The organism is Stenotrophomonas sp. YJH_SMC_69 (assembly GCF_059370495.1).
The window spans coordinates 121,349-145,589 of record NZ_JCAFTS010000002.1 but is presented as its reverse complement, the minus strand read 5'-3'; the positions used below and the strand labels follow the sequence as shown (position 1 = coordinate 145,589).

Annotated in this window: 18 protein-coding genes; 11 read left to right on the top strand and 7 right to left on the bottom strand. The window is 67.7% G+C overall.

Annotated elements, in window-relative coordinates:
• Positions 1-107 precede the first annotated feature (107 nt).
• On the bottom strand, positions 108-926 hold the full coding sequence (queF, locus tag AC5P8F_RS03765; RefSeq protein ID WP_049439336.1) for an NADPH-dependent 7-cyano-7-deazaguanine reductase QueF: 819 nt from the start codon (positions 924-926) through the stop codon (positions 108-110).
• Positions 927-1,475: 549 nt separating this feature from the next.
• Entirely contained in the window at positions 1,476-2,795 is a 1,320-nt protein-coding gene (locus tag AC5P8F_RS03760) for a M20 family metallopeptidase (RefSeq protein WP_197604946.1), read from the bottom strand.
• Between the two features lie 186 nt (positions 2,796-2,981).
• Between AC5P8F_RS03760 and AC5P8F_RS03755 the strand changes: the two genes are divergently transcribed.
• The 9 genes from AC5P8F_RS03755 (at position 2,982) to AC5P8F_RS03715 (ending at position 17,269) form a co-directional block, all read left to right on the top strand.
• Complete coding sequence (locus tag AC5P8F_RS03755; RefSeq protein ID WP_014648647.1) at positions 2,982-4,226, top strand: efflux RND transporter periplasmic adaptor subunit; 1,245 nt, start codon at positions 2,982-2,984, stop codon at positions 4,224-4,226.
• A gap of 74 nt (positions 4,227-4,300) precedes the next feature.
• The gene (locus AC5P8F_RS03750) at positions 4,301-7,534 is read left to right on the top strand and encodes an efflux RND transporter permease subunit (RefSeq protein ID WP_049440059.1); all 3,234 of its coding nucleotides are present in this window, start codon (positions 4,301-4,303) and stop codon (positions 7,532-7,534) included.
• A gap of 31 nt (positions 7,535-7,565) precedes the next feature.
• A complete protein-coding gene (locus AC5P8F_RS03745; RefSeq protein WP_049403847.1) occupies positions 7,566-10,688 on the top strand; it encodes an efflux RND transporter permease subunit in 3,123 nt (1,040 codons plus the stop codon).
• Positions 10,689-10,873: 185 nt separating this feature from the next.
• Complete coding sequence (gene yccS, locus AC5P8F_RS03740; protein WP_495227612.1) at positions 10,874-13,051, top strand: YccS family putative transporter; 2,178 nt, start codon at positions 10,874-10,876, stop codon at positions 13,049-13,051.
• 142 nt (positions 13,052-13,193) lie between these two features.
• Entirely contained in the window at positions 13,194-13,988 is a 795-nt protein-coding gene (locus AC5P8F_RS03735) for an SDR family NAD(P)-dependent oxidoreductase (RefSeq protein WP_014648651.1), read from the top strand.
• Positions 13,989-14,086: 98 nt separating this feature from the next.
• Complete coding sequence (locus AC5P8F_RS03730) at positions 14,087-15,976, top strand: MFS transporter (protein WP_014648652.1); 1,890 nt, start codon at positions 14,087-14,089, stop codon at positions 15,974-15,976.
• A 222-nt stretch (positions 15,977-16,198) separates the two neighbouring features.
• Entirely contained in the window at positions 16,199-16,486 is a 288-nt protein-coding gene (locus AC5P8F_RS03725; RefSeq protein ID WP_005419784.1) for a CD225/dispanin family protein, read from the top strand.
• Positions 16,487-16,520: 34 nt separating this feature from the next.
• A complete protein-coding gene (locus AC5P8F_RS03720; RefSeq protein ID WP_014648653.1) occupies positions 16,521-16,799 on the top strand; it encodes a CD225/dispanin family protein in 279 nt (92 codons plus the stop codon).
• A 44-nt stretch (positions 16,800-16,843) separates the two neighbouring features.
• Positions 16,844-17,269: a DUF2752 domain-containing protein gene (locus AC5P8F_RS03715; RefSeq protein WP_014038725.1), complete on the top strand. Its 426-nt coding sequence runs from the start codon at positions 16,844-16,846 to the stop codon at positions 17,267-17,269.
• A 522-nt stretch (positions 17,270-17,791) separates the two neighbouring features.
• Here the strand turns inward: AC5P8F_RS03715 and ampE are convergent.
• The 5 genes from ampE to AC5P8F_RS03690 all read right to left on the bottom strand — a co-directional run bounded on the left by ampE (position 17,792) and on the right by AC5P8F_RS03690 (position 21,509).
• Positions 17,792-18,679 carry a regulatory signaling modulator protein AmpE gene (gene ampE / locus AC5P8F_RS03710; RefSeq protein WP_046432856.1) on the bottom strand — a complete coding sequence of 296 codons (888 nt, stop codon included), beginning with the start codon at positions 18,677-18,679 and terminating at the stop codon, positions 17,792-17,794.
• Between the two features lie 134 nt (positions 18,680-18,813).
• Complete coding sequence (nudC, locus tag AC5P8F_RS03705; protein ID WP_014648655.1) at positions 18,814-19,719, bottom strand: NAD(+) diphosphatase; 906 nt, start codon at positions 19,717-19,719, stop codon at positions 18,814-18,816.
• 153 nt (positions 19,720-19,872) lie between these two features.
• Complete coding sequence (gene erpA, locus AC5P8F_RS03700; protein ID WP_495227611.1) at positions 19,873-20,265, bottom strand: iron-sulfur cluster insertion protein ErpA; 393 nt, start codon at positions 20,263-20,265, stop codon at positions 19,873-19,875.
• A 31-nt stretch (positions 20,266-20,296) separates the two neighbouring features.
• A complete protein-coding gene (locus tag AC5P8F_RS03695; protein ID WP_032956754.1) occupies positions 20,297-20,761 on the bottom strand; it encodes a bactofilin family protein in 465 nt (154 codons plus the stop codon).
• A 4-nt stretch (positions 20,762-20,765) separates the two neighbouring features.
• The gene (locus AC5P8F_RS03690) at positions 20,766-21,509 is read right to left on the bottom strand and encodes a DUF6776 family protein (protein ID WP_329768136.1); all 744 of its coding nucleotides are present in this window, start codon (positions 21,507-21,509) and stop codon (positions 20,766-20,768) included.
• Positions 21,510-21,688: 179 nt separating this feature from the next.
• Between AC5P8F_RS03690 and AC5P8F_RS03685 the strand changes: the two genes are divergently transcribed.
• Both AC5P8F_RS03685 and AC5P8F_RS03680 read left to right on the top strand, forming a co-directional pair.
• Positions 21,689-22,306, top strand: a complete 618-nt coding sequence (locus AC5P8F_RS03685) for a DUF4126 domain-containing protein (protein WP_014648657.1) — start codon at positions 21,689-21,691, stop codon at positions 22,304-22,306.
• A gap of 44 nt (positions 22,307-22,350) precedes the next feature.
• A complete protein-coding gene (locus tag AC5P8F_RS03680; RefSeq protein ID WP_288496602.1) occupies positions 22,351-24,240 on the top strand; it encodes an EAL domain-containing protein in 1,890 nt (629 codons plus the stop codon).
• Position 24,241 lies beyond the last annotated feature (1 nt).

The window sequence follows — 24,241 nt, the reverse complement described above, 5'->3', positions numbered from 1 at the left end:
GCCAGCGGCCGGCTCTACCCGTAACCACCTGCGAATCATGGTAGTGCCGGCCGCTGGCCGGCGCTCGCCGGGCATGGCCCGGCGCAACGGGCAACCGCCTATGGCGGTTACTGCCGCAGTTCGCGGTAGGTCGCGGCCGGGGCGGCGATGCCCGGGCTGGCACGCCAGGGGTTGATATCCAGGCCGCCACGACGGGTGTAGCGGGCCTCCACTTCCAGCCACTGCGGCTGGCAGCGCGCAGACACCTCGCTGAAGATCCGTTCAACACACTGCTCGTGGAACTCGGCGTGCTCGCGGTAGCTGACCAGGTAACGCAGCAGGCCGGCGCGGTCGATCTTCGGCCCGCGGTAGCGCAGGCTGACCGTGGCCCAGTCCGGCTGGCCGGTAACCGGGCAGTTGGACTTCAGCAGCGCCGAGACCAGGGTTTCCTCCACCACCTCGCCGGCATCAGCGGCGAGGAAGTCTGCCTGCGGCGGGCCGTAGCAGTCGATCTCCAGGTCCAGCCCATCGATGGATTCGCCGAGCGGCGTCTCACGCAGGCCCGGCAGGCCGAATTCGACCTCCACCGGCGCACCGGCGCAGGCCGACAGATCCGCCACGATGCGCGCGCGCAGTGCCTCGGCGCTGTCGATACGGGTGCTGTTGAGGGAGTTCAGGTACAGCTTGAACGACTTCGATTCGATCAACCGCGGCGAGGTGCACGGCACCTGCACGGTGGCGACGGCGACCTGCGGCTTGCCACGCGCGTCGAGCCAGCTCAGCTCGAAGGCATGCCAGCGGTCGTGGCCAACGAACGGCAGCGCGGCGTCATCGAGGCCGATCTCGGCGCGGGCGCCGCTGCGGGGGATGGGAAACAGCAGGCCGGGATCGTACTGCGACGGGTAACTGACCTCGCGACCGAGGCTGGAATCCTGTGGGGTGTTCATGGGCGCCATTGTATCGCGCGGACGGCGGGCCTTCGGCCGGGCTGGCCAACGGCGGAGCCCCTCCGTGGTGGGGTTGGTGGGTCGTCGAAAGCCTGGGTTCCGGGGTGTGGGCCAGGCGGGCGGGATGGGCGGGGACGCCGTGAACCCATCCCTGGGGGCTTAGCCGCGCCATCCATGGCGCGGATACCCCGCCCATCCCACCCGCCCGGCCCTCCGACACATTTCTGTCGCCGATCCACCACGGGAAAGATCAGGAAAATCAAAATCAGAATCCGATCCTTCAGACGTTCATGACGTCCGCCGTGCCGACCAACGGTCGGCACCCACCAACAGCAGCGGGCACCAACAGCCGCGGGAAACTGTCGAAGGCGGGGTGGGTCCGGTTGAGGGGGTGTCCGCGGCATGGATGCCGCGGCCAAGCCCCCAGGGACGGGTTTACGGCGTCCCCCTCAACCGGACCCACCCCGCCATCCCACGGAATGCCCGCTGTTGACGTTGACGTTGCCGTTGATCCAAGCGGGTGCAGGGCTGCAAGCCCTGCGGAAACCCTCACTCCGCCGGGGTGCCGGCACCGTGCAGGTAATCCAGGCTCACCTGCAGCAGCGCGCGGAACCCGACATCCAGCGCCTTCTCATCCAGCAGGAACTTCGGCGAATGGTTGGCCGGCGCCGTTGCCGGGTCGATGCCCGCGCTGGTGGAGCCGACGAAGAAGAACATGCCCGGCACTTCCTTCGCGTACAGCGAGAAATCTTCCGCACCCATCTGCAGCGGTGGCTCGTATACGTTGTCCTTGCCCACCACCGCCTGCAGGCTCGGCAGCATCTTCGCGGTCAGTGCCGGGTTGTTCACCGTGGCCGGGTTGCCATCGGCTTCGTAGATCTCGGTCACCGCCTTGGCACCATGCGCGGCGGCGGTGTGCTCGGCCACGCTGCGCAGGTCGGCGAAGATCTGCTGGCGCATGCCTTCGTCGAAGGTGCGGATGGTGCCGACCATCTCCACTTCATCGGGAATGATGTTGTAGCGGATGCCGCCGTTGATCGCGCCGAAGGTCAGCACTGCCGGCTGCTTGGACAGGTTGGCGCGGCGGCTGACGATGGTCTGCGCGGTGCCCACCAGGTCGGCGGTGGCGACGATCGGATCAACCCCGTTCCACGGCGCCGAACCATGCGTCTGGCGGCCGATCACCTTGATCCCGAACCGGTCCGAGGCCGCCATCAACGGGCCACCGCGCACCGCGATCTGACCCACCTGCACGCTGGAGAACACATGCAGGCCGAACACCGCTTCCGGCTTGAAATCGGCGAACAGGCCTTCCTTCAGCATGAGTGCCGCACCACCCTCTTCCGGCGGCGGTGCGCCCTCCTCGGCCGGCTGGAAGATCAGCATCACCTGGCCCGGCAGGTCCTTCTTCATCGACACCAGTGCTTCGGCCACGCCGAGCAGGGTCGCGGTGTGCGCGTCATGGCCACAGGCATGCATCACGCCCACGGTCTGCCCGCGGTACTGGTCAGTGGCCTTGGAGGCGAACGGCAGGCCGGTCTGCTCGGTCACCGGCAGCGCGTCCATGTCGGCGCGCAGGGCGATCTTCGGCCCCGGCTTGCCGCCCTCGATGATCGCAACCACGCCGTGGTGGGCGATGCCGGTCTTCGGCTTCAGGCCCATCGCACGCAGGCGCTTGGCGACCTCGGCCGAGGTGCGCGCCTCGCGGTTGGACAACTCCGGATGCTGGTGGAAATCGCGGCGCCATTCGACCACCTTGGCCTGCAGCCGCTGCGCGGCGGCGGTCACTTCCGGGCGCTGCCCGTCCTGGGCGTGGGCAAGGGCCGGCAGGGCCAGCAGCAGGGCGGACAGCAGCAGCGAACGGCGCATCGCAATCTCCACAGCAGAAGGGTTCCAGCTGAATGTAGGGCAACACCGCCGCCACGGGAACCTCCGGCGCTCGATCCGGTCTTAGCGCCCGTCCCATCCGTCATGCAGGAAACGTGATGTGGCACAGGTATGCTTTGCGCATTGCCCCGGCGTCCCGCCTGGTCCAGCCCTCTCGGAGTCCTCGTAATGTCACGTGTTTGGAAGATCGTGCTGCTGGTCGTGGCAGTGCTGGTGCTGGCCGTGGTCGGCCTGCGCGTCATGGGCGGGGGCAAGGACAAGGCCGGTGGTGCAGCTGCGGGGGCGCGCCAGGGCGGCGAGGATCCGAATGCCGGTCCAGTACCGGTGACCGTGGTGGAGGCCACGCGCCAGGACGTGCCGGTGTATGCCAGCGCGCTGGGCACGGTGACTGCGATGAACACCGTTACCGTCAGCCCGCAGGTCGGCGGCCAGCTGATGAGCCTGAATTTCCGCGAAGGCCAGGAAGTGAAGCAGGGTGACGTGCTGGCGGTGATCGATCCGCGCACGGCCCAGGCCAGCTATGACCAGGCCGCCGCAGCCAAGCGCCAGAACGAAGCCCTGCTGGCCACTGCGCGCTCCAACTTCCAGCGCTCGAACGCGCCTGAGTATCGCCAGTACGTCGCCAAGACCGATCTGGATACACAGCGAAACCAAGTGGCACAGTACGAAAGCGCCGTGGCCGCCAACGAGGCCAGCATGCGTTCGGCGCAGGTGCAGCTGCAGTACACCAAGGTCACCGCACCGATCTCCGGCATCGCCGGCATCCGCGCGGTCGACGCGGGCAACGTGGTCAACGCCGGCACCGCGCTGGTCACGCTGACCCAGATCCATCCGATCCACGTGCTGTTCAACCTGCCCGAGCGCCAGCTCGGCGACGTGCGCCAGGCGCAGGCCGCCGGCACGGTGCCGGTGGCCGCGCTGGACCGTGCCGATTCGCATGTGTTGTCCGGCGACGGCAAGCTCGACGTGGTCGACAACCTGATCAGTGCCGACAGCGGCACGTTCAAGGCGCGTGCGATTTTCGACAACACCGACAACGGCCTGTGGCCGGGCCAGTTCGTCAACGTGCGCATGCAGCTGCGCACGATCGCCGGTGGTGTGGTCATCCCCACCCAGGCGGTGCTGCGTGGCCCGGATGGCGAGTACGTCTACATCGTGCAGGGCGACAACACGGTAAAGATGCAGACGGTGCGCAGCGGCGTGGAAGTGGGCGACAGCCAGGTGCAGATCGCCGAAGGCCTGAAGGGCGGCGAGCGGGTGGTCAGTGAAGGCCAGTTCCGCCTGAAGCCGGGCAGCAAGGTCACCGCGCTGAAGCCGGGCGAGACCCCGGCCGCACCGACCGAGGCCGAACTGAAGGCGGCCGAGCAGAAGAACGCAGGCGGCGGTGGCCGTCGCGGTGGTGGCCCGCGCTGAGCGCAGGCCACTGATCTCCCTCGCGCCGGCATACCCGCCGGCGCCGACATTGAAGTGCCAGCAAGGATCAGTCCGTGGGCTTTTCGACGATCTTCATCCGCCGCCCGATCGCCACCTCGCTGTTGATGGCGGGCCTGTTGCTGCTGGGCATCCTCGGTTACCGCAAGCTGCCGGTGTCGGCGCTGCCGGAAATCGATGCGCCCAGCCTGGTGGTCACCACCCAGTACCCCGGTGCCAACGCCACCACCATGGCTTCGCTGGTCACTACCCCGCTGGAGCGCCAGTTCGGGCAGATTTCCGGGTTGGAGCTGATGACCTCCGACTCGTCGGCCGGGTTGTCGACGATCATCCTGCAGTTCTCGATGGACCGCGACATCGACATCGCCGCGCAGGACGTGCAGGCGGCGATCCGCCAGGCCACCCTGCCCTCGTCGCTTCCCTACCAGCCGGTCTACAACCGGGTGAATCCGGCCGACGCGGCCATCGTCACCCTGAAGCTGACCTCCGACACGCGCCCGCTGCGCGACGTCAACAATTACGCCGACTCGATCCTGGCCCAGCGCCTGTCGCAGGTGCAGGGCGTGGGACTGGTGTCGATCGCCGGCAACGTGCGCCCTGCCGTGCGCATCCAGGTCAATCCGGCGCAGCTGTCGAACATGGGCCTGACCCTGGAGCAGCTGCGCAGCGCACTGACCCAGGCCAACGTCAATGCGCCCAAGGGCTCGTTGAACGGCAAGACGCAGTCCTACAGCATCGGCACCAACGACCAGCTGGCCAGCGCCGCCGAGTACCGCGACACGATCATCAGCTACAAGAACGGCCGCCCGGTGCGGCTGTCGGACGTGGCCGAGGTGATCGATGGCGTGGAGAACGACCAGCTGGCCGCCTGGGCCGATGGAAAGCCGGCGGTGCTGCTGGAAGTCCGGCGCCAGCCTGGTGCCAACATCGTGCAGACCGTCGAGCGCATCCGCGCAATCCTGCCGCAGCTGCAGGGCGTGCTGCCGGCCGACGTGCACCTGGAGATCTTCAACGACCGTACCGAGACCATCCGCGCCTCGGTGCATGAAGTGCAGTTCACCCTGATCCTCACCATCGGCCTGGTGGTGGCGGTGATCTTCGTGTTCCTGCGCCGGTTGTGGGCCACGATCATCCCGTCGGTGGCAGTGCCGTTGTCGCTGGCCGGCACCTTCGCGGTGATGGCGTTCGCCGGCATGTCGCTGGACAACCTCTCGCTGATGGCGCTGGTGGTGGCCACCGGCTTCGTGGTCGACGATGCGATCGTGATGATCGAGAACATCGTGCGCTACATCGAGCAGGGCAAGAGTGGCAAGGAAGCGGCCGAGATCGGCGCGCGCCAGATCGGCTTCACCGTGCTGTCGCTGACCGTCTCGCTGGTGGCGGTGTTCCTGCCGCTGCTGCTGATGCCCGGCGTCACCGGACGCCTGTTCCACGAGTTCGCGTGGGTGCTGAGCATCGCGGTGGTGCTGTCGATGCTGATCTCGCTGACGCTCACCCCGATGATGTGTGCCTACCTGCTCAAGCCCGACGCCCTGCCCGAGGGCGAAGACGCGCATGAGCGCGCGGCAGCGGCCGGCAAGCAGAACCTGTGGACGCGCACCGTCGGCCTGTACGAGCACAGCCTGGACTGGGTGCTGGGCCACCAGCGCCTGACCCTGGCCGTGGCCGGTGGTGCACTGGTGCTGACCGTGCTGCTGTATGTGCTGATTCCCAAGGGCCTGCTGCCCGAACAGGACACCGGCCTGATCACCGGCGTGGTGCAGGCCGACCAGAACATCGCCTTCCCGCAGATGGAACAGCGCACCCGGCAGGTCGCCGAAGCACTGCGGCACGATCCGGATGTGACCGGCGTGTCGGCGTTCATTGGTGCCGGCAGCATGAACCCCACGCTCAACCAGGGCCAGCTGTCGATCGTGCTGAAGGAGCGCAGCCAGCGCGATGGCCTGGAGCAGATCCTGCCGCGCCTGCAGAAGGCGGTGGCCGGCATTCCCGGCGTGGCGCTGTACCTGAAGCCGGTGCAGGACGTGACCTTGGATACCCGCGTGGCCGCTACCGAGTACCAGTACTCGCTGTCGGACGTCGATTCGGCAACGGTGGCGACCCAGGCCACGCGCCTGACCGAAGCGCTGCGCAAGCGCCCGGAACTGGCTGACGTCGACAACAACCTGTCCAACCAGGGCCGCGCCCTGGAGCTGAACATCGACCGCGACAAGGCCAGTGTCCTGGGCGTGCCGATGCAGACCATCGACGACACGCTCTACGATGCGTTCGGCCAGCGCCAGATCTCCACCATCTTCACCGAGCTCAACCAGTATCGCGTGGTGCTGGAAGTGGCGCCGGAGTTCCGCACCAGCACCGCGTTGATGGAGCAGCTGGCGGTGGCCTCCAATGGCGCCGGCGCGCTGACCGGCACCAATGCCACCAGCTTCGGCCAGGTCACCTCGTCGAACTCGTCGACCGCCACCGGCATCGGCGCGCAGAACACCGGCATCACCGTCGGCGCAGGCAACATCATCCCGCTGTCGGCGCTGGCCGAAGGCAAGGTGAGCAGCGCGCCACTGGTGGTCAGCCACCAGCAGCAGCTGCCGGCGGTGACGGTCTCGTTCAACGTGGCGCCGGGCTATTCGCTGTCCGAAGCGGTGCGTGCAATCCAGGAGACCAAGGACAGCCTGGACATGCCCACCCACCTGCATGCCGAGTTCATCGGCAAGGCCGCCGAGTTCACTGGCAGCCAGACGGACGTGGTGTGGCTGCTGCTGGCCTCGCTGGTGGTGATCTACATCGTGCTGGGCGTGCTCTACGAGAGCTACATCCACCCGATCACGATCATCTCCACGCTGCCGCCGGCCGGTGTCGGCGCGCTGCTGGCGCTGATGCTGTGCGGCCTGAGCCTGTCGGTGGATGGCATCGTCGGCATCGTGCTGCTGATCGGCATCGTCAAGAAGAACGGCATCATGATGGTGGACTTCGCGATCGAGGCCCGCCGCGCCGGTGCCAACGCGCACGAAGCGATCCGCCGTGCCTGCCTGCTGCGCTTCCGCCCGATCATGATGACCACCGCCGCGGCCATGCTGGGCGCGCTGCCGCTGGCCCTGGGCACCGGGATCGGCTCGGAGCTGCGCCGCCCGCTCGGCATCGCCATCGTCGGCGGCCTGCTGCTGTCGCAGCTGGTGACCCTGTACACCACGCCGGTGATCTACCTGTACATGGAGCGTTTCTCCGAGTGGCTTGCCCGCCGCCGCGAGCAGCGTGCGTTGCGCGACGGTTCGCTGCAGGAGCCGCAGGCATGATCCACGCCCCGCTGCTGCAAGGGGCCGCACGATGAACCTGTCCGGCCCCTTCATCCGCCGCCCGATCGGCACCGCGCTGCTGGCCATCGGCCTGTTCATGGTCGGGCTGATCTGCTACCTGCGCCTGGGCGTGTCGGCATTGCCGAACATCGAGATCCCGGTGATCTTCGTGCATGCCAGCCAGTCCGGCGCCGATGCGGCGACCATGGCTTCCACGGTCACCGCGCCGCTGGAACGCCACCTCGGCCAGCTGCCGGGCATCGACCGCATGCGCTCGTCGAGCTCGGAAGGCAGCTCGCTGGTGTTCATGATCTTCCAGAGCGGCCACAACATCGATTCGGCCGCGCTGGACGTGCAGACGGCGATCAACTCGGCCCAGGCCGACCTGCCCTCGGGCATGGGGTCGCCGATGTACCAGAAGGCGAACCCGAACGATGACCCGGTGATCGCCATCGCGTTGACCTCGCAGACGCAGTCGGCCGATGAGCTGTACAACGTCGCCGATTCGCTGCTGGCGCAGCGCATCCGCCAGATCAGTGGCGTCGCCTCGGTCGACATCGCCGGCGCGTCGACGCCAGCGGTGCGGGTGGACGTCAACCTGCGCCTGATGAACGCGCTGGGCCTGACCGCCGATGACCTGCGCAATGCGGTGCGCGCGGCCAACGTGACCTCGCCCACCGGCTTCCTCAGCGACGGCAACACCACCACCGCGATCATCGCCAACGATTCGGTGGCGCGTGCGGCCGACTTCGCCGATCTGGTGGTCAAGACCCAGGGCGATGGCCGGGTGATCCGCCTGAAGGACATCGCCAACGTCTACGACGGCCAGCAGGATGCCTACCAGGCCGCGTGGTTCGACCACAAGCCGGCGGTGGTGATGTACGTGTTCACCCGTGCCGGCGCCAACATCGTGGAGACCGTGGACCGGGTCAAGGCGCAGATCCCGACCCTGCGCGACTACCTGCAGCCCGGCACCACGATGACGCCGTACTTCGACCGTACGCCGACCATCCGCTCGTCGCTGCATGAAGTGCAGATCACGTTGCTGATCAGCCTGGCGATGGTGGTGCTGACCATGGCGCTGTTCCTGCGCCGGCTGGCACCGACGCTGATCGCCGCAGTGACCGTACCGCTGTCGCTGGCCGGTGCCGCGTTGGTGATGTACGTGATGGGCTTCACCCTGAACAACCTGAGCCTGCTGGCGCTGGTGATCGCGATCGGCTTCGTCGTGGACGATGCGATCGTGGTGATCGAGAACATCATGCGCCACCTCGATGAGGGCATGCCGCGCATGCAGGCGGCGCTGACCGGTGCGCGCGAGATCGGCTTCACCATTGTCTCGATCACCGCCTCGCTGGTCGCGGTGTTCATCCCGCTGCTGTTCGCCAGCGGCATGATGGGCGCGTTCTTCCGCGAGTTCACCGTCACCCTGGTGGCGGCCATCGTGGTCTCGATGATCGTTTCGCTGACGTTGACCCCGGCGCTGTGCAGCCGCTTCCTCAGCGCCCATGACCACAGCGCGCCGCCGTCGCGCTTCGGACGCTGGCTGGATGCCGGCCACGAGCGCATGCTGCGCATCTACACCGTGTTCCTGGACTTCTCGCTGCGCCACGCGCTGCTGCTGTCGCTGACGCCGCTGATCCTGATCGGCGTCACCATCTTCCTGTTCGGGGCGGTGAAGAAGGGCGCGTTCCCGCCGCAGGACACCGGCCTGATCTGGGGCCGCGCCAATTCCAGCGCCACCGTCTCCTTCGAGGACATGGTCGCCCGCCAGCGTCGCATCACCGACATGCTGATGGCCGACCCGGCAGTGAAAACCGTGGGTGTGCGCCTCGGCAGCGGCCGTCAGGGCTCCAGTGCACAGTTCAACATCGAGCTGAAGTCACGCAGCGACGGTCGCCGCGAAACCACCGCACATGCGTTGGCGCGACTCAGTGCCAAGGCCGATCGCTACCCCGACCTGCAGTTGCGCCTGCGCGCGATCCAGGACCTGCCCAGCAACGATGGCGGCGGTTCCAGCCAGGGCGCGCAGTACCGCATTTCCCTGCAGGGCAACGACCTGGCTGCTTTGCAGGAATGGCTGCCCAAGCTGCAGGCGGAACTGAAGAAGAACCCGAAGCTGCGTGACGTCGGCACCGACGTGGACAATGCCGGACTGCGCCAGAACATCCAGATCGACCGCGCCAAGGCCGCGCGCCTGGGCATCACTGTCGGCGCCATCGACGGCGCGCTGTACGGTGCGTTCGGCCAGCGCCAGATCTCCACCATCTATTCGGACATCAACCAGTACAGCGTGGTGGTCAACGCCCTGCCCTCGCAGACCGCCACCCCGGCGGCGCTGGATGAGGTGTACGTGCGTGCGCGCAACGGCGACATGGTGCCGATCACCGCGGTGGCCACGCAGATGCCCGGCCTGGCCCCCTCGCAGATCACCCACGAGAACCAGTACACGACGATGGACCTCAGCTACAACCTGGCTCCGAACGTGAGCATGGGTGAGGCCAAGGCGATCATCGATGCCACCGTCGCCGGCATGCGCATGCCTGGCGACATCCGCCTGGCCGACGATGCGGGCTTCGGCTTCAATTCAGATCCCAGCGACATGCTGATCCTGGTGTTTGCCGCGATCCTGACCGTCTACCTGGTGCTGGGCATGCTCTACGAGAGCCTGATCCACCCGGTCACCATCCTGTCCACGCTGCCGGCGGCGGGCGTCGGTGCGCTGCTGGCGTTGTTCGGCACCAACACCGAACTGTCGGTGATCTCGATGATCGCGCTGGTTCTGCTGATCGGCATCGTCAAGAAGAACGCGATCATGATGATCGACTTCGCCCTGGTGGCGCAGCGCGAGCATGGGCTGGCGCCGCGCGATGCCGCACGCGAGGCCAGCATCGTGCGCTTCCGCCCGATCATGATGACCACGATGGTCGCGATCCTGGCCGCCGTGCCGCTGGCGATCGGCCTGGGTGAAGGGTCCGAGCTGCGCCGCCCGCTGGGCATCGCGATGATCGGCGGCCTGCTGTTCTCGCAGAGCCTGACCCTTCTCAGCACGCCGGCGCTGTACGTGATCTTCTCGTGCCTGGCCGAGCGTTGGCGCGCACGCCGCGCACGCAGGCGCGAAGCCAAGCTGCTCAAGCGCGCGCAGCGGGCCTAGAAGGGCCCATCCACGCGCGGCGTGGATCTATGGGTAGAGCCGGCCGCTGGCCGGCTTTCTCCGTACCGCAAATCTGCCGGCCAGCGGCCGGCACTACCACTACCGTGGGTGCGGACCGTTGGTCCGCACTCCATATTTCACCCCACACCCGCAATAATGGTCGGAGACCCTTCCGCCGAGCCTGCATGTCCGCCCGACAATCCCGCCTCAGCCGCCTGTGGGCCCACGAGAAGGCCAGTTACGGCCTGCGGGTGTTCATCGCCCTGACCGCGGCGCTGGCGGTGTGCTGGCAGCTGGATGCACTGACCGCCCTGCCCGGCGTGTTCCTCGGCATCATCGCCAGTGCCATCGCCGAAACCGATGACAACTGGTGGGGCCGGACCAAGGCGGTGGCGCTGTCGCTGCTGTGCTTCTGCATTGCCGCAGCATCGGTGATCTGGCTGTTCCCGTGGCCGTGGATCTTCATCGGCGCGCTGGCGCTGTCCACCTTCGGCCTGACCCTGCTCGGCGCGCTCGGCGAGCGCTATGCGTCCATTGCCCAGGCCACGGTGACGCTGGCGATCTACACCATGATCGGCCTGGAACAGCACGGTGCCAGCGACCTGCACAGTGCGCTGGAAGCGGTCAGCCACCTGCTGGCCGGTACGGTCTGGTACGGCCTGCTGTCGATCCTGTGGACCGCGCTGTTCGCCAACCGGCCGGTCCGCGAGCGGGTGGCGCGACTGTACGTTGAGCTGGGCCGCTACCTGCAGCTGAAGGCCGCGCTGTTCGAGCCGGTGCGCGAAGCCGACCTGCAACGTCGCCAGCTCGACCTGGCCGAACAGAACCGCCGCGTGGTCGGCGCGCTGAACGAGGCCAAGACCGCGATCCTGGCCCGCTTCGGCCGCTCCGGCCGACCCGGCGTGAACTCCGGCCTTTACCTGCGCCTGTACTACATGGCGCAGGATTTCCACGAGCGCGCCAGTTCCTCGCATTACCCGTACGGCGCGCTGGTGGACGCGTTCTTCCACAGCGACGTGCTGTACCGCTGCCAGCGCCTGCTTGACCTGCAGGGACAGGCCTGTGCCCGCCTGGGCGAGGCAATCCGGCTGCGCCGTCCGTTCGTGTACGGCGAAGGCAACCAGCAGGCCGGGCGCGACCTGGCCGATGCGCTGGCCTACCTGCGCGACCAGCATAGGCCGCAATGGCAGCGCCTGCTGGGCTCGCTGGACCTGCTGGTGCACAACCTGCGCAGCATCGAACGGCGCCTGCTGGATGCCGAGCGCTCCGAAGCCAGCCTGGACAACGTCGATACCCGCCTGCGCGACAGCAACCCACACACCCTGCGCGAGATGGGCGTGCGCATCCGCCAGCAGCTTACGCCCGGCTCGGTGCTGTTCCGGCATGGGCTGCGCATGGCGCTGGCGCTGATTGCCGGCTTTGCAGCGATCCGCCTGTTCAATGCGCAGAACGGTTCGTGGGTACTGCTGACCATCGTGTTCGTGTGCCGGCCCAACTTCGGCGCCACCCGCCAACGCCTGGCCCAGCGCATCGTCGGCACCCTGGCCGGACTGGTGCTGACCTGGGCGCTGCTGCAGCTGTTCCCGCAGCTGCACGTGCAGCTGCTGATCGCCTTGCTCTCTGCACTTCTGTTCTTCTTCACCCGCACCGACCGCTACCTGGTGGCGTCGGCGGCGATCACGGTGATGGCACTGACCTGCTTCAACCTGATCGGCGACGGCTTCGTGCTGATCGTGCCGCGCATGGTCGATACGGTGCTGGGTTGCGCGATCGCAGCGGCGGCCGCGTTCCTGGTCCTGCCCGACTGGCAGGGCCGGCAGCTGCATCTCGTCCTGGCACGCGTGCTGGACACTGCGGCTCGCTACCTGGATTCGGTGCTGGGCCAGTACCGCAGCGGCATGCGCGACGACCTGGCCTACCGCATCGCGCGGCGCGACATGCACAATGCCGATGCCGCGCTGTCCACCGCACTGTCGAACATGCTGCGTGAGCCCGGCCATGTGCGCCGCAATCTGGATGCCGGCTTCCGCTTCCTGGCGCTGTCCAACACACTGCTGGGACACCTGTCGGCGCTGGGCGCGCATCGCGACCAGGTGGACAGCTATGCGGGCGACCCGCTGGCATTGGCGGCCGGCGAGCGCGTGCGCAAGGCACTGCAGCAACTGGCCTCGGCGCTGACCGCACGGCAACCGGTCGCCGACGATGACAACGACGCCGACCGCGCGGTGGCCGCCGAGCTGGAGCAGATCGACGAGGCGATGCCGCCGAAACTGCAGCTGATCCGCACGCAGATGGCGCTGGTACTGCGGATGCTGCCGAAGGTGCGGGCAGCGGCCAATGAAGCGGTGACCAGCCTGACCTGACTCCTCATCGCTGATCGGAGATCCCACCCACGCGTGGCATGGGTCAATTGCGCCGTGTGCAACGGCGCGTTGCGCCTGGCGCTGCGGTTCGATCACGCGGCCGCGCGGATACTGGGCAATCCCCCCGCTCCGGACTATCGCCATGAAAATCGAGCTCAGTGGCCGCACCGCGCTGGTCACCGCCTCCACCGCCGGCATCGGCCGGGCCATCGCCCAAGGACTGGCCAGCGCTGGTGCGCGAGTCATTCTCAATGGCCGCAGCACCGACAGCGTCGAGCGCGCCCGCCGACACCTGCTCGCCACCGTGCCGGGAGCCGACGTGCTCGGCGTCGCCGCCGATCTCTCTGATGCAGCCGGTGTCGAAACACTGTTGGCCGGCCTGCCCAAGGTCGACATCCTGGTCAACAACGCCGGCATCTTCGGCCCACAGGACTTCTTCGAGACCGATGACGCGACCTGGGAGCGCTACTGGCAGACCAACGTGATGTCCGGCGTGCGCCTGTCGCGTGCGCTGCTACCGGCAATGGTCGATGCCGGCTGGGGCCGCGTGCTGTTCATTTCCTCCGAATCAGCGCGCAACATTCCCGCCGACATGATCCATTACGGGGTCAGCAAGACCGCGCAGCTGTCGTTGTCGCGCGGCCTGGCCAAGCGCGTGGCCGGCAGTGGCGTCACCGTCAACGCGGTGCTGCCCGGCCCGACCCTCTCCGATGGTTTTGCGGCGATGTTCGAGGATGAACGCCAGCGCAGCGGCAAGCCGCTGGAGCAGATCGGCCGTGAGTTCGTGATGGCGCACCGGCCGTCCTCGGTGATCCAGCGCACCGCCACGGTCGAGGAAGTGGCCAACATGGTGGTGTACCTGGCCTCGCCGCAGGCATCGGCAACCTCGGGTGCGGCGCTGCGCGTGGATGGCGGCGTGGTCGACGATATCGTCTGAGAGTGCTGGCAGGTGTGCGGACCAACGGTCCGCACCCACAGGTCCGCACCCACAGCAGAGGGGAAGGAATGCTAGGCTGCGCCGGTCAAGGAGGTTCCATGTCCGGTCACAACCAGTTCGCCCTGCTGCGCCAGCGCCGTTTCCTGCCGTTCTTCGTGGTCCAGGCGCTCGGTGCGTTCAACGACAACGTGTACCGGCAGGCGATCATCAGCATGTTGCTGTTCATGGCTGTGCCGGAGGAAGAACTGGGGTTGTACGCCACCCTGGCACCGGCCATCTTCATCCTGCCATATTTCCTGTTCTCGGCGCTGGCCGGGCAGATCGCCGACAAACTGGAAAAATCGCGACTGATCGTGATCACCACCACCATGGAGATCGTGATCATGTCGCTGGCGGCCACCGGCTTCCTCACCCAGAGCCTGCCGGTGCTGCTGGTCGCGCTGTTCTGCACCGGCATGCAGTCCACCCTGTTCGGCCCGGTGAAGTACTCAGTGCTGCCGTCGGTGCTCAGGCCAGAAGAGCTGACCGGCGGCAACGGCCTGGTCGAGATGGGCACCTCGATGTCGATCCTCTCCGGCATGATCGTCGGCGGCCTGGTGTTCACCGTGGCTGGCAGTCACGGCACGGTGGTGGCCGCGTGCGCGATCATCGCCCTGGCGATCTGCGGCAACATCGCCGCCCGCCTGATTCCCAAGGTCGATGCCGGCGACCCGAATCTGAAGATCAACTGGAACCCGTTGCCGGAATCGCTGGCGGTGCTGCGCATGGCGCGCCAGCAGAAAGCCGTACGCAACTCGATCCTGGGCGTGTCCTGGTTCTGGTTCGTCGGCACCGTGCTGACCTCGCAGTTGCCGGCCTATGCGGTGACCAACCTGGGCGGCCAGCCGACCCTGTACATCTTCGCGCTGGCCCTGTTCTCGGTGGGCACCGGCGTCGGCTCGCTGCTGTGCGAGAAGCTGTCAGCACGTACGGTGGAAATCGGCCTGGTACCGCTGGGCGCGTTCGGCATGACCGCGTTCCTGCTCGACCTGTACTTCGCCCGCAGCGGCGAAGCGACAGTGCACGGGCTGACCATCGGGCCGTTCCTGCAGCAGCCCGGCAGCATCCGCATCGTCATCGACCTGATCGGCATCGGCCTGTTCACCGGCATCTTCGTGGTGCCGCTGTTCGCACTGATCCAGAGCCGCACGCCGAAGGCGCAGATGTCGCGCGTGTTCGCCGCACTGAACATCCAGAACTCGGGCTTCATCGTCGCTGCGGCGCTGCTGTCGCTGGCCGCCCACAAGCTGCTGCACTGGACCATTCCGCAGCAGTTCCTGGCGCTGGCCATCGCCAACGCGCTGGTGGCGATCTACATCTTCACCATCGTCCCCGAATTCCTGATGCGCTTCCTCAGCTGGCTGATGGTGCGCACCCTGTACCGGCTGCGCCCGCACGGCATCGAGGCCAACGTGCCGGACGAAGGCGCCGCACTGCTGGTCTGCAACCACGTCAGCTACATGGACGCGCTGATCCTGTCGGCGACCATCCCGCGCCCGGTGCGCTTCGTCATGTACTACAGGATCTTCAACATCCCGGTGATGCGCTGGATCTTCCGGACCGCCAAGGCGATCCCGATTGCCGGGGCGCGCGAAGACCCGGCGCTGATGCAGCGTGCGTTCGATGAGATCGACGCGGCGCTGGCCGAAGGCGAACTGGTCTGCATCTTCCCCGAGGGCGCGCTGACCCGCGACGGGCAGATGGCGCCGTTCAAGTCCGGCGTCGAGAAGATCCTCGAGCGGCGGCCGGTGCCGGTGGTGCCGATGGCGCTGCGCGGCATGTGGTCGAGCATGTGGAGCCGCCGCGACAGCCGCCTTGGCCGCATGCGGGTGCCGCGTCGTTTCCGCGCCACGGTCGAGGTGGTGGCGGCACCGGCCGTGGATGGCCGCACCACCAGCGCCCCGGTGCTGGAGGCCCAGGTGCGGGCCCTGCGTGGTGATCACGCCTGATCGACCGCACGGACACGGGTAGACCGTCCCAGCGACAAGCCCCCCATCCTCGCCCTCCGATGCATCGCAGAGGTCCGTCAGATGCGTCAGATCAAGGGCCATACCGGCCAGTATCTGACTGTAACCGCATACATGCAGCGCGGGTTGAGGTAGATTACGCACCCACAGGGGGGAGGTTCGGCCGTTTCATCATGGCCGGCCACCAAGGAATGGAGTCTTGCTTTGAATCAACCGCCACCGCTCAGCCGTCCGGTCTACATCCCCAACCATCTGGTCTGGGCGATCCTGACGACGCTGTTCTGCTGCCTGCCGTTGGGCGTGGTGTCGATCGTCTATGCCTCCCAGGTCGATGGCCGCCGCGCCGCCGGCGACCTGCCGGGGGCCTACAGTGCGTCGCGCAAGGCGGGCTGGTGGGCGGTGGCTTCGGCCGTGGCCCTGCCGGTCCTGTTGCTGTTGTGGTTCGGGCTGTTCGGCGGCTTGGCCGTACTGGGCGCTCTTTCCGACCAATGATTCACCACCACCACCCATCAAGGAGCTTGAACCCATGAACACCGCCACTCCGCAGGTCCCGAACAATCTGGTCTGGGCCATCCTGAGCACCCTGTTCTGCTGCCTGCCGGCCGGCATCGTGTCGATCGTCTACGCCGCGCAGGTCAACGGCAAGCTGGCCGCTGGCGACATCGCCGGTGCCCAGGACTCCGCCGCCAAGGCCAAGAAGTGGGCGATCTGGTCGGCCATCGCCGCCGTCGTGGTCGGCGTGCTGTACGGCATCCTGATCGTCGCTGTCGGCGGCATGGGTGCAATGAACAACAGCGGCTACTGATCCGCGTGGACGGATCCGGCGCCTGCGCCGGATCCGTTGCTGCAATGTCCGCACTTCCCGCCCGCTCCCGATTCGCCCGCTGGGCACCGCTGCTGGCCGCCACCGGCCTGGCCGCCGGTGCCGCGGTGGTGCTGCGCAACGTCAATCCGTATGTCGCCGGCAATCCTTTGCCGAGCTGCCCGCTGTACGCGCTGACCGGCCTGTACTGCCCGGGCTGTGGCAGCACCCGCTGCCTGTATTCACTGGTCCATTTCGACCTGCCCGGCGCGATGGCGATGAACCCGCTGCTGGTCATCAGCCTGCCGTTCCTGCTGCTGATGCTGCTGAACGTCGCCGGCATCCGTCCGCGCGTGCTCGACCCGCTGATGCGGGTACTGGCCAATCCCACGTTCTGGCTCTGGGTGCTGCCGGGGTATGCGCTGCTGCGCAACCTGCCGTGGGCACCGTTCACCGCACTGGCACCGATCTAGGTTTTCCAGCCAACGGCGCAGCCCCTCGCGGTGGGCGACGTTTGAAGGCAGAAGCCCTGGGGTTGGCCGGACGGGATGGGTTTGCGGGGGACGCCGTGAATCCGTCCATGGAGTCTTGGCCGCGGCATCCATGCCGCGGACACCCCCGCAAACCCATCCCGCCCGACCACGGACAGTTTCCGTGTGCGTCCACCACGGAAAAGAAGGAGAAGATCAAAAGCAGAAGCGGATCGCTTCGCTCTGTATCCACGCATGGCGTGGATCGACCGTGTCGACCAAGGTCGACACCCACCGGCAGTCGCGGTTGACCCACCGTCACCGGGAAACTGTCGGGGGTGGGGCGGTGTGGGGCAGCAGGACCGTTGGCGCCATGGATGGCGCCATCGAGCCCCCAGGGACGGGTTTACGGCGTGTCCTGCAGCCCCACACCGCCCCGCCCAACCCTCAGCAATCCAGAGCCGCTTTGGCTCTGGCATTGGCTTTGGCCTCTGCAGGTGCAGGGCTGCAAGCCCTGCAAAGCAACTACGTCACCCAGCCTGCAATCACCAGCAGGGCGAGGACCGCCAGCCACAGCAGCAGCATCCGCCACACCAGGCTCATCGCATCACGCAGGTCCGGCAACCGCTGCCACACCGGCAGCAACCCTGCCTCGGCGTAATCGTGCGCATCCTCACGCAGCTCGGCGTTGACGCTGGCCCGCGCCACCGCGCCAAGGAACCCGATGTTGCCGGCCAGGCGTTCGCCATGGGCCTGGCGCCAGGCCTTCCACGCCGTATCGAAATTGCCCACCAGCGCCATCGAGAAGGCCATCAGCTGCGCCACCGGCCACTCGATCCAGCCCAGCAGGCGCTGCGCCAGCGCCAGCGGCTCCACCGGCACGCGTGCGCGCATCGGGCTCTCCGCCATCAGCGCCAGCAGCCGGTAACCGAGCGCGCCAGCCGGGCCCAGCAACAGGAACCAGAACAGCACCGCGAACCAGCGCCGCAGTGCGTTGAGCACCGTCGCCTCGACCAGTGACGGAATGTCCTCGCGCAGGCTGCCGCCGGCCGACTGCAGGTTGCGCACTGCAGCCTGCCGCGTCGCCGCATCATCGGCATCGATAATGGCCTCGATATCGCGGTCCAGGTCACGCGGGCCCCAGCACCAGGCCAGCACCGCCACGCCCAGCAGCAGCGACGGCAGGCCGAACAGCACCCCGCGCAACAGCCACGCCAGCAGCACCATCAGCAACAGCGGCGGCAGCAGTGCCAAGGCAACGCCGGCCGGTCCCTGCCAGGCCTTGCCACCACGCGCATCCAGCCAGCCCAGCCAACGCCGGAAACCGTCGAAACGGCGCAGCGAGGCAGCAGCGGCCGGAGCAACATGGCCCAGGGCCAGTGCCACCAGCACGGCGGCCAGAGTGGTGAACATGGCAGGTCTCCCTACAAAACAGAACGCTCGGCGCCGCTACCTTACCTGTCGCAGCGGCGCCCTCCGCGATGACCCGCACTGTAACCCGGGCCGTGTTCAGGTGGCGGCAATGCAATCGCCCCAGCCGGCCCGGCTCAGCCCTTCTGCTGCCGGTACCAATGCTCGATCAGGCCGCGCGAAATCGAGATCGGCGGCGACAGGCGGATACCCTGGCCATCGTCCTCCACGTCGCGCGCCAGTGCCGCGCCGACCTCGTCGGCACTGAACCAGCGCGCGTCTTCCAGCTCACCGTCCACGGTCGGCAGGTCATCCTGCGCCTGTGCGCGGAAGCCAACCATCAGCGCACCCGGGAATGGCCAGGGCTGCGAACCGAGGTACTGGCAGGCCGTCACCCGCACCTTGCTCTCTTCATGGACTTCGCGCACCACGGTCTGCTCGAAGGTCTCGCCGGGTTCGACGAAGCCGGCCAGCACCGAGTAGCGACGCGGGGCCCAGTTCGACTGCCGGCCCAGCAGCAGCCGGCCCTGGTTTTCCACGGCGACGATCACCGCCGGGTCGACACGCGGGTAGTGTTCGGTGGAACACTGCCCGCAGCGGCCGACGAAGCCACCACGGGCAAACGCCACGGCGCCGCCGCACACGCCGCAGAAGCGGGTGCGCGAGTGCCAGTACGACATGCCGCGGGCATAGCTGAAGGCGGTCGCATCGGCCATCGACCACAGCAGCGCGGCCTGGCGCAGATCAAGCCGGCGTGGTGCGCTGATGGTGACGTTGGTGGCTTCAACCGAGAACCACGCCTGCTCTCCGCGCAGGCCGAGGAAGATCGCGGCACCCGGGCCGCCGCCGATGTCGGCGCCGGTCAGCGCCAGTGGCTGATCGTCATCGCCGGTGAAGGCGCTGCCGTCCTGATCGAGCACGAGGATGCGCGCGCCCGGCCACAGGCGCGCCAGTGCATCGGCATCTTCGCGCAGGGCATCGGCGCGCTCCAGCGGTTCACCCACGAAGGCGAAACCGGAAAGCGGCGAAGGAGTATTGGGCATCCTGCAAGCGTGCCGCCAATCGATGCGGGTGGCAAGGTCGGCGCTGTGCGCAATCTGCCGTTGTGGATGCAGGAAGGATCATCCACGCATGGCGTGGATCTACCCGCTCTGGCAGGTGCCAACCCTCGTTGGCACATTCCGGCCACAGGCCTTTTACATGCTGAAGCTGCTGCCGCAGCCGCAGGTGGTCTTTGCGTTCGGGTTGCGGATCACGAACTGGGCACCGGTCAGGCTCTCGGTGTAGTCCACCTCGGCGCCAATCAGGTACTGCAGGCTCAGCGGGTCGACCAGCAGGGTCACCCCGCTGGTCTGTACCGCCAGGTCATCCTCGGCACGGTTCTCGTCGAACTCGAACCCGTACTGGAAGCCCGAACAGCCGCCGCCCTCGATGTAAACACGCAGGGCCAGGTCGGGGTTGCCCTCTTCCTGGATCAGGGATTTGACCTTGGCGGCCGCCGACTCGGTGAAGTTCAGCGGGCGCTCCAGCGATTGGTAATCGGGCGCGGCAACCGAGGTGGCGCCGGGCAGGGAGACTAGCGTGCTCATGGTGCCAGCATGGGGGTGCCGGGGATGGCTTTCAAGCCATCGCCTCGGCCAGCTTGCGGCGTGCGGCGGTGTCGCCCTTGCCGCCATTGGCCTCATCGCCTTCCGGCGCCGGCAGGGCCGCCATCGGGGCACTGGCATGGATCAGGCGGCCGTTCAGCTGGGCGCCCGCATTCATCTCCACCACCTGGTAATGGACGTTGCCATTGACCCGTGCGCTGGGGGTCAGCTCGACCTTCTCGGTGGCGTGTACATCGCCGTCCAGACGGCCGCTGATGACCACCACCTGGGCCCGGATCTCACCCTCGATCACGCCATGCTCGGCGACCGTCAGGGTCGCGCCGCTGGCGCCTTCGGTGGCGATCACCTTGCCGTGGATGCGACCTTCCACATACAGGCCACCACTGAATTCCACATCACCGCGGATCACCACCTGGTTGCCGATCAGGGCATCCACCACCAGCTGGCCTTCACGGTTGGATTTGCTGCTTCCGAACATCTGCCTACTCCCCTTTGCTGGCCGGCGCACCGGCCTGTTTCCAGTCGAATACCTGGGTGGTACCCCCCGTACCACTCCCCAATGTCACCCGCACGCGTTGCGGGGTGAAGTCAGCCGGCAGCATCACGCTGCCGGTGAGCTGCTGGAAGTACCGGAACGAGTAATCCTGTCCCGGCACCTTGCTGCGCTGGTGCAGATCATCCCAGCTGATCGTGGCCAGCTTGCCGTTCTTCACGCCTTCCACGGTGAAGCGCATCTGCCCCTGGCTGATGGCGCCGCGGTTGAGGTTCTGGGTCAGCACGGCGGTGTACTGCCAGGTGCCGGCCGCTTCCGGGCTGAACTCGATCGAATGGGTGTTCAGGCCCTTGCGCTGGCTGGTCGAACCCACCAGGCGCTCATAGAAGGCAACGTCGGCGCGCAGGCCGGCGATTTCCTCATCGCGCTCGGCCAGCGAGGACTGCACCTCGGTATTGGCGGCGCGGCTGATGCGGTCGGAGGCTTCCAGCGTGGCCTGCTTCTGGCGCAGCTCGGTCAGCTGCGCCTGCAGCGTCTCGGCGCGCTTCTCGGCAGCCTGCAGGCGCTGGCCCTGGGCATCGCGTGGCGTGGCCATCCAGCAGCCACCCAGCATCGCCAGCACCAGGCTGAGCAGCCAGATGCCGCCGATCACCAGCAGGCGGCGACGGTCGGCCGGCGGTTGCGGCGCGCCGGGCAGGCGTACCTGCACGCGCATGGGAGGACGGTTGGTCATGGGTGGTTTCCGGGGTATCGCGAGGGCGACACCGGTACGGCCCCTGTGGCAAACGACGGGCTAGTGTATGACAGGACGGGTGGGTTTCCTGCGCCGTGGCCGGCCACGGTCTGTGGCGTTCAGGCATGCCATCGTCGATAGTGTGGTCCCCTGCACAGTTCCGTCGCCGGAGCATCGCCATGACCGAAGCCCACCTGTTCGTGATCGGCATCCTGCTGGCCTGGCTGGCCGGCATCCGCGTCTACCTCACCGTGTTCGGCGTCGGCCTTGCCGGCCTGCTCGGCTGGGTCGACCTGCCGCCCGCTCTGCAGGCCACCGAATCCTGGTGGGTGCTGGGCACGTCGGCGGCGCTGGCCATCGCCGAGTTCTTCGCCGACAAGATTCCCGGCGTGGACTCGGTCTGGGACCTGGTGCAGACGCTCGCACGCGTGCCGGCCGGCGCGTTCCTCGCAGCGGCTACCCTGTCGCCGGACGGTCAGCTCGGCGCCGGCGCACTCGCCGCCGGTGCCGGCGTCGCCCTCGCCAGCCACGGCCTGAAGGCCGGTACCCGCGCGCTGCTCAATACCTCGCCGGAACCGGCCAGCAACTGGGTCGCCTCCGCCGCCGAGGACACCGTGGTAGTCGGTGGCCTGGCGCTGGCCCTGGCACACCCGTGGATCGCGCTGGTGGTGGTGCTGGCCTGCAGCCTGGCCGGCGCGCTGCTGGTGTGGCTGGTCTGGCGCGCGCTGTGGAAGGGCGTGCGCTGGCTGGCGCGCGGTGCATCGGCAGCACCGCCGGGGCACAGCAGTACCGGTTGAGCACCCGGCTTGTCGCATAATGGACGCGAACACCAGGAGCACCGATGGCCGCAAACGAATCCCCCGCGGGCGCCCGCCCGGGACGCGCTGAAATCCCTCCGGCCGATCATTGGCAGCGCTGGGCACCCGAGGCGGCAGGCCCCGCTGTGGCCGCACCGACGGCTGCGACCCCGCCGCCCATCGCGACCGATGCCCCGGCGCCGGTCAACAGCGCACCGCCGCCGCTGCCCGGCCCGATCGCACTGGCCGAAGCCGGCAACAACGATCTGGCCCCGCCGCCCTCGGACTCGCCCTACCGCGTGCTGATCGTTGAAGACGATCGCGCCCAGGCGCTGTTCGCGCAGAGCGTGCTGCACGGCGCCGGCATGCAGGCGATCGTGCACAGCGATGCCGATGCCGCGCTGCAGGCGATCAAGGAGCACCGCCCCGACCTGATCCTGATGGATCTGCACCTGCCCGGGCTGGACGGCATGCGCCTGACCGCGCTGATCCGCCAGCAGCCCGGCCTGCAGCTGCTGCCGATCGTGTTCCTCAGCGGCGATCCGGATCCAGAGCGCCAGTTCGAAGTGCTCGACAGCGGCGCCGACGACTACCTGAGCAAGCCGATCCGGCCGCGCCACCTGATCGCAGCGGTGGCCAACCGCATCCGCCGCGCGCGTGCCCAGGCCGCGACCCTGCCGGGCGCCACCGGCGCACCGGCCACCAGCAATCCGGAAACCGGCCTGCCGACGCGCCACCATGTGCTGCAGCAGCTCAACACCGCACTCGCCCACCGCGACCGGGGCGGCGTGTTCTTCATCGAAGTGGCCAGTGCGCTGGGCCTGCGCGAACGCTATGGCTATGCCGCGTTTGAACGGCTGATGGTGCAGGCCGGGCAGCGCCTGGCCGAAGCCGGCCATCCGCACCTGCTGGCGCGGCTGAACGACAACAGCTTCCTGCTGCTGGCCCGCAACGCCGACGAGGACGCCCTCGAAGGCATCGCCGCGAGCCTGCGCGAGCAGCTGTCGGCCCGCGCCTTCGTGATCCGCGACGACGAATCCGTGCATCTGCGCGGCGTGGTCGGTTATGCGCCGCTGTCGCCGGGCTTCGAGGATGCCAGCAGTGCGCTGGAAGCGGTTGAGCGCACCACCCTGCAGGCGCGCCTGCTCAGCGCCGGCGTGGCGGGCCATGTGCATCGCCAGGCGGTCACCGAACAGGAACACCTGGCGCTGCTGGAGGGCCAGCTGGAACTGGCCTACCAGCCGATCGTCGCCGTGGCAGGCGGCAACACCGCGCAATACCAGTTGCTGCTGCGCCTGCGCCAGGCCGATGGCACGGTGCTGGCGGCCGGCCAGGTGATCCCCGCCGCGGAAGCCGCCGGGCGCATCGCCGACCTCGACCAGCAGGTGATGGACCACGCACTGGGCCTGCTGGATCTGTACCGGCACGCAACGCAGCCGCTGAGCCTGTTCGTCTCGCAGTCGCTGCGCACCCTGCAGCGCGATGCCTTCGCCGACTGGCTGCTGGAATCACTGCAGCAGCGTGACCTGCCTGGCAGTGCGCTGGTGATCGACGTGCGCCTGCCCGACGCACTGATCCACACCGTGCCGCTGCAGCAGTTCTGCCAGCGCATGGCCAGCGCAGGGGTGCGCTTCTGCCTGAGCCAGTTCGAACCCAGCGGCGAGGCCGATGCACTGCTGACCCAGCTGCCGCTGTCGTTCGTGCGCATGGCTGCGCGCTTCTCCAGCAGCCATTCCAATCCGGCCACGCGCGAGGCGCTGCGCAAGACGATCGAACAGGCCCATGCCGCCGGACTGCAGATCATCGGCCAGCAGATCGAGGATCCGCAGGCTGCAGCGGCGATGTGGGTAGGCGGCGTCGACTACATCCAGGGCAACATGGTGCAGTCGGCCGGCAGCGACCTGAACTTCGACTTCCACAACGCGGTGCTCTGAC

What these genes read in the sequence shown, in the direction of transcription:
- AC5P8F_RS03745 (WP_049403847.1), top strand. Translation starts at nt 7,566, where the DNA reads ATGAACCTGTCCGGCCCCTTCATCCGCCGCCCGATCGGCACCGCGCTG.
- nudC (WP_014648655.1), bottom strand. Translation starts at nt 19,719, where the DNA reads ATGCCCAATACTCCTTCGCCGCTTTCCGGTTTCGCCTTCGTGGGTGAA.
- AC5P8F_RS03720 (WP_014648653.1), top strand. Translation starts at nt 16,521, where the DNA reads ATGAACACCGCCACTCCGCAGGTCCCGAACAATCTGGTCTGGGCCATC.
- AC5P8F_RS03680 (WP_288496602.1), top strand. Translation starts at nt 22,351, where the DNA reads ATGGCCGCAAACGAATCCCCCGCGGGCGCCCGCCCGGGACGCGCTGAA.
- AC5P8F_RS03715 (WP_014038725.1), top strand. Translation starts at nt 16,844, where the DNA reads ATGTCCGCACTTCCCGCCCGCTCCCGATTCGCCCGCTGGGCACCGCTG.
- AC5P8F_RS03695 (WP_032956754.1), bottom strand. Translation starts at nt 20,761, where the DNA reads ATGTTCGGAAGCAGCAAATCCAACCGTGAAGGCCAGCTGGTGGTGGAT.
- AC5P8F_RS03760 (WP_197604946.1), bottom strand. Translation starts at nt 2,795, where the DNA reads ATGCGCCGTTCGCTGCTGCTGTCCGCCCTGCTGCTGGCCCTGCCGGCC.
- AC5P8F_RS03735 (WP_014648651.1), top strand. Translation starts at nt 13,194, where the DNA reads ATGAAAATCGAGCTCAGTGGCCGCACCGCGCTGGTCACCGCCTCCACC.
- AC5P8F_RS03730 (WP_014648652.1), top strand. Translation starts at nt 14,087, where the DNA reads ATGTCCGGTCACAACCAGTTCGCCCTGCTGCGCCAGCGCCGTTTCCTG.
- AC5P8F_RS03685 (WP_014648657.1), top strand. Translation starts at nt 21,689, where the DNA reads ATGACCGAAGCCCACCTGTTCGTGATCGGCATCCTGCTGGCCTGGCTG.
- ampE (WP_046432856.1), bottom strand. Translation starts at nt 18,679, where the DNA reads ATGTTCACCACTCTGGCCGCCGTGCTGGTGGCACTGGCCCTGGGCCAT.
- erpA (WP_495227611.1), bottom strand. Translation starts at nt 20,265, where the DNA reads ATGAGCACGCTAGTCTCCCTGCCCGGCGCCACCTCGGTTGCCGCGCCC.
- yccS (WP_495227612.1), top strand. Translation starts at nt 10,874, where the DNA reads ATGTCCGCCCGACAATCCCGCCTCAGCCGCCTGTGGGCCCACGAGAAG.
- AC5P8F_RS03690 (WP_329768136.1), bottom strand. Translation starts at nt 21,509, where the DNA reads ATGACCAACCGTCCTCCCATGCGCGTGCAGGTACGCCTGCCCGGCGCG.
- AC5P8F_RS03755 (WP_014648647.1), top strand. Translation starts at nt 2,982, where the DNA reads ATGTCACGTGTTTGGAAGATCGTGCTGCTGGTCGTGGCAGTGCTGGTG.
- queF (WP_049439336.1), bottom strand. Translation starts at nt 926, where the DNA reads ATGAACACCCCACAGGATTCCAGCCTCGGTCGCGAGGTCAGTTACCCG.